This window comes from Brevibacterium sp., assembly GCF_022712115.1.
GTDB lineage: Bacteria > Actinomycetota > Actinomycetes > Actinomycetales > Brevibacteriaceae > Brevibacterium > Brevibacterium salitolerans.
Window position 1 is genome coordinate 1 of sequence record NZ_JALAHB010000142.1, and the last position, 4434, is coordinate 4434.

The 4434-nt window shown below is 70.5% G+C and carries 3 protein-coding genes and 1 riboswitch; of the genes, 2 read left to right on the plus strand and 1 reads right to left on the minus strand.

Annotation, left to right across the window (positions count from 1 at the left end; all coding sequences use genetic code 11):
• Positions 1-33: 33 nt before the first annotated feature.
• The gene (locus Q0A33_RS08195; protein WP_291795028.1) at positions 34-555 is read right to left on the minus strand and encodes a hypothetical protein; all 522 of its coding nucleotides are present in this window, start codon (positions 553-555) and stop codon (positions 34-36) included.
• 37 nt (positions 556-592) lie between these two features.
• A riboswitch (SAM riboswitch) is annotated at positions 593-705 on the minus strand.
• Between the two features lie 237 nt (positions 706-942).
• Between Q0A33_RS08195 and Q0A33_RS08200 the strand changes: the two genes are divergently transcribed.
• Positions 943-3012 carry an IlvD/Edd family dehydratase gene (locus tag Q0A33_RS08200; RefSeq protein WP_291795029.1) on the plus strand — a complete coding sequence of 690 codons (2070 nt, stop codon included), beginning with the start codon at positions 943-945 and terminating at the stop codon, positions 3010-3012.
• A gap of 76 nt (positions 3013-3088) precedes the next feature.
• Positions 3089-4434: gluconate:H+ symporter (locus Q0A33_RS08205; RefSeq protein WP_291795030.1), on the plus strand; the 1346-nt coding region annotated here is incomplete at its 3' end.

The following is a 4434-nucleotide window of genomic DNA, read 5'->3' on the forward strand; positions in this document are numbered from 1 at the left end:
CCCGAGGCGCATGTGGGCCGGGTGGGGTGCGGCTCAGATCTCCTCGAGCTCCTCTGCGTCGTGGAGGACACGGAGGGTGGCCTCCCGCGGGGTGAGGCCGTCGGCCACGAACCCGGGCCAGGCACGCCAGAGGCTCACGTCGAAGGGCAGGCTCTCCGGCAGATGCGGGAACACGAGCGCCAGGTTGCGCGGATGCGCCGGGTGCTCGCTGGGCGAGAGGTCCGCGAGGCTGGAGCGCAGGATCTTCAGCGTGAGCGGGGTGAAGCCGGCCGCGCGCGCCTCGCGGGCGGTGTGCGCCCAGGCCAGCACCTGCGGCACCTCGCCCGCGCACCACTGCCCGTAGGCGCGGTCCAGGGCTGCGCTGCCCACCGGGTGCGGGTTCACCCGGAACAGGGCTCCGGCCCAGCTGTGGGCCTCGTCCGCGGAGAACCCCTCCCATTCGCGGGCGGCCTCCGGGGAGGCGAAGCGAGCACCGGGGAGGTAGGTGCGGTCCGCCGTGGGCGTGTGATCGGCGGTGCGTGAGTGATCTGTGGCGGCGCTGCTGTCGACGGACATGGTGTCCTGCCTTTCCGGGGCATTGCGCAGATGCCCCGATCGATTCTTGCCCGCGGCGGCGTGCGGCGGGCCCGTTCTGCTGTCTGGGGGCACCCGGTCGGACTCGGGTTGCCGTGCGGCCGGCCAGACCTTTGACCGCATCTCTGGAACGTGGGAGCGACGCTAGCAGGCCGCGCCCGAGGCCGCCGGGACACGGTGCCGGAAACCGTCAGGAGCCGTCACACGGCGTCACACGGTGTGGGTTCGACGGAGCCGCCAGCACGGAGCCGTCAGCGAGGAATGCGGGTGATGAGCCTGCCGTGCGCGGCGCACACTCCTGCTTCCGCGTTCGGCTCTGCGTCCCTCCCCTTTGATAGCGTGCAGAAACCACTGATGAGGGGATCGGCGATGTCAGAGACGACACCGGAACGCGCAGACGGTACCGCGAAGGAAGCGGAGGCCGCACAGGACGGCGGCGGAGGCCTCGCGGGAGTGACGGAGTACAGCTCGCACAGCACCATGGGCTACAACCCGGAGGGATACGCGGGAGCGGTCGCGGACAGGGCCGCGGGACCGCGCGGGGACGTGCCCCCAGCCGCATCCGCTGATCAGCCCGCGGAGCCCGCAGCAGACGCCGCCACCGGCCAGGCAACCGAACCGGCCGTCACGGAGTCGGCCGCCGGCGAATACGTGCCGCTGCGCTGGCGCTCGCAGGAGTGGTTCGACAACCCCAGTGAGCCTGACTCCACGATCCTCATCCTCGAGCGGTACCTCAACTACGGACTCACGCGGGAGGAGTTGCAGTCCGGGAAGCCGATCATCGGCATCGCCCAGTCCGGCAGCGACCTCACCCCGTGCAACCGCCACCACATCGAGCTCGCCAAGCGCGTGCGCGAGGGCATCCGCGACGCCGGCGGCATCTGCTTCGAGTTCCCCGTCCACCCCATCCAGGAGACGGGCCGGCGCCCCACTGCCGCACTGGATCGCAACCTCCAGTACCTGGGCCTGGTGGAGACGCTGCACGGCTACCCGATCGACGCCGTGGTGCTCACGACCGGCTGTGACAAGACCACCCCGGCCCAGCTCATGGCCGCCGCCACCGTGAACGTCCCCGCGATCGTGCTTTCCGGCGGACCCATGCTCAACGGCTGGTACAGGGGTGAGCGCGTGGGCACCGGGACCATCGCCTGGCAGGCACGGGACGACTACGCCGCCGGCCGCATCGACAAGGACGAGTACTGGGCGATCGTCAAGCAGTCCTCGCCCTCGGCCGGCCACTGCAACACGATGGGCACGGCCTCGACCATGAACGCCGTCGCCGAGGCTCTGGGCATGAGCCTGCCCGGCTGCTCCGCCATCCCCGCCCCGTACCAGGAGCGGCCCTCCATCGCCTACCAGACGGGCCGGCAGATCGTGGAGATGGCGTACGCGGATCGCAAGCCCTCGGACGTCATGACCCGGGAGGCGTTCCTCAACGCCATCCGCGTGTGCTCCGCGATCGGCGGCTCCTCCAACGCTCCCTGGCACCTCACCGCGATCGCGAAGCACATGGGCGTGGACGTGGGGCTGGACGAGTGGCAGGAGTACGGCCACGAGGTGCCCCTGCTCCTGGACATGCAGCCGGCGGGCCGCTTCCTGGGCGAGGAGTTCTTCCGTGCCGGGGGCGTGCCCGCGATCGTCCGGGAGCTCATGGACGCGGGTCTCATCGAGGAGGACGCGCTCACCGTCAACGGGCGGAGCATCGGTGAGAACTGCCGGCATGCGCGCACCACGGACCGGGAGGTCATCCGGCCCGTCGCGGAGCCCCTCGTGGAACAGGCCGGCTTCCGCGTCATGACGGGCACCCTGTTCGACAACGCCGTGCTCAAGACCTCCGTCATCGGCGAGGAGTTCCGCGCCCGCTACCTCTCCGACCCGCAGGATCCGGAGGCCTTCGAGGGCAGCGCAGTGGTCTTCGACGGGCCGGAGGACTACCACCGCCGCATCGACGACCCGGAGCTGGAGATCGACGAGCACTCGATCCTCGTGATGCGCGGGACGGGCCCCATCGGCTATCCGGGGGCTGCGGAGGTCGTGAACATGCACCCGCCGGCGCGGCTCATCCGGGCGGGCATCGAGAGCCTGCCCTGCCTGGGGGACGGACGCCAGTCCGGCACCTCCGCCTCGCCCTCCATCCTCAACTGCTCGCCCGAGGCCGCGGCGCCGGCCGCGCCCCTGGCACTCCTGCGCACGGGGGACCGGCTGAGGGTGGACGTGGGGAAGGGGCGCGTGGATCTCCTCGTGGATGCCGCGGAGCTGGAGGACAGGCGCGCCGCGCTCGAGGCCGCCGGAGGCTACCGCTTCCCGCCCAGTCAGACGCCGTGGCAGGAGATCAGCAGGTCGATGACGCTGCAGCTGGGTGACGGCATGGTGCTGGAGCCGGCCGTGAAGTATCAGCGGGTGGCGCAGACGCAGCCCGTGCCCCGCCTCAACCACTGAGCGCCGCGCGCACTGTGGGGCGATGATGCCCCGCAGTGCGCGCACCAGGAAACAGCCCTGACGAGAAGGGACGACGATGTCCGAAGAGATCACCTTCCTGTGGGAGATGTCCACAGGCTCCCTGCTGATGCTGGCCGCCGGCGCGATCGCCCTGCTGCTGTTCCTCATCATGGCGCTCAAACTGCACGCGTTCATCGCGCTCATCGTGGTGAGCCTGCTGACGTCCGCAGCCGCGGGCATCGCTCCGGCGGACGTGGTGCCCACCATGCTCGACGGGTTCGGCAGCACGCTGGCGAGCGTGGCACTGCTCGTGGGTCTGGGGGCCATGCTGGGGCGCATGCTGGAGGCGAGCGGCGGAGCGGAGAGGTTGACGCAGAAGCTGCTGGGGGTGTTCGGAGAGAAGCGCGCCCCGCTAGCGGTGTCGATCGCCAGTCTGCTCATGGGCTTCCCCATCTTCTTCGACGCCGGCCTCGTCCTCATGCTGCCCATCATCTATGCGGTGGCCCGGAGGCTGGAGATGTCCTTCCTGGCGATCGCGTTCCCCGCTGCCATCGCCTTCAGCGCCATGCACGCGTTCGTGCCGCCGCATCCCGGTCCCGTCACCGCGGTCGACCTCTACGGGGCGGACCAGGGGCTCATGGTGATCCTGGGCCTGCTGTTCGTGCTGCCCACCTGGTACGTGTGCGGCTATCTGCTGGGCAAGCCGATGGCCAGGCGGTTCGATCTGCCCGTGCCGGAGATCTTCGACTCCCCGCAGGAGGAGGACATCGCCCGGAGGTTCAGGTCCGAGCCGAGCACGTGGACCGTGGTGCTGCTGCTCCTGCTGCCCCTGGCCCTCATCGGCATGAACACCGTGCTGAGCACGCTCGTGACCTCGGGTGCGGTGGACGAGGGCAACACCGCGGTGCAGATCCTCTCCCTCATCGGGGAGACTCCGGTGGCGCTGCTCATCACCGTACTCCTGGGCTTCATCGTCCTGGGCGCGGTGCGGGGCAAGCCCGGGAAGCTCACGGAGGCCATCGCGGACACCGCGCTCGGACCGGTCTGCTCCGTCATCCTCATCACGGGCGCGGGCGGGATGTTCGGCGGGGTGCTGCGGGCCTCCGGGATCGGCGACGCCATCGCGGACTCGATGACGAGCCTCGGCCTGCCGCTCATCGTGGCGGTCTTCCTCGTGGCCCTGCTGGTGCGCATCGCCCAGGGGTCTGCGACGGTCGCGCTCACGACCTCGGCGGCGCTCATGCAGCCGGCGGTGCAGGGCATGGACCTCAACTCCGTGCAGCTCGTGGCCGTCGTGGGGGCGACTGCGGCCGGATCCATCGCGGTGAGCCACGTGAACGACTCCGGGTTCTGGCTGGTGAGCCGCTTCTTCGGCATGTCCACCTCGCAGACCCTGCGCACGTGGACGGTGGGCAGCACGGG

What these genes read in the sequence shown, in the direction of transcription:
- Q0A33_RS08195 (WP_291795028.1), bottom strand. Translation starts at nt 555, where the DNA reads ATGTCCGTCGACAGCAGCGCCGCCACAGATCACTCACGCACCGCCGAT.
- Q0A33_RS08200 (WP_291795029.1), top strand. Translation starts at nt 943, where the DNA reads ATGTCAGAGACGACACCGGAACGCGCAGACGGTACCGCGAAGGAAGCG.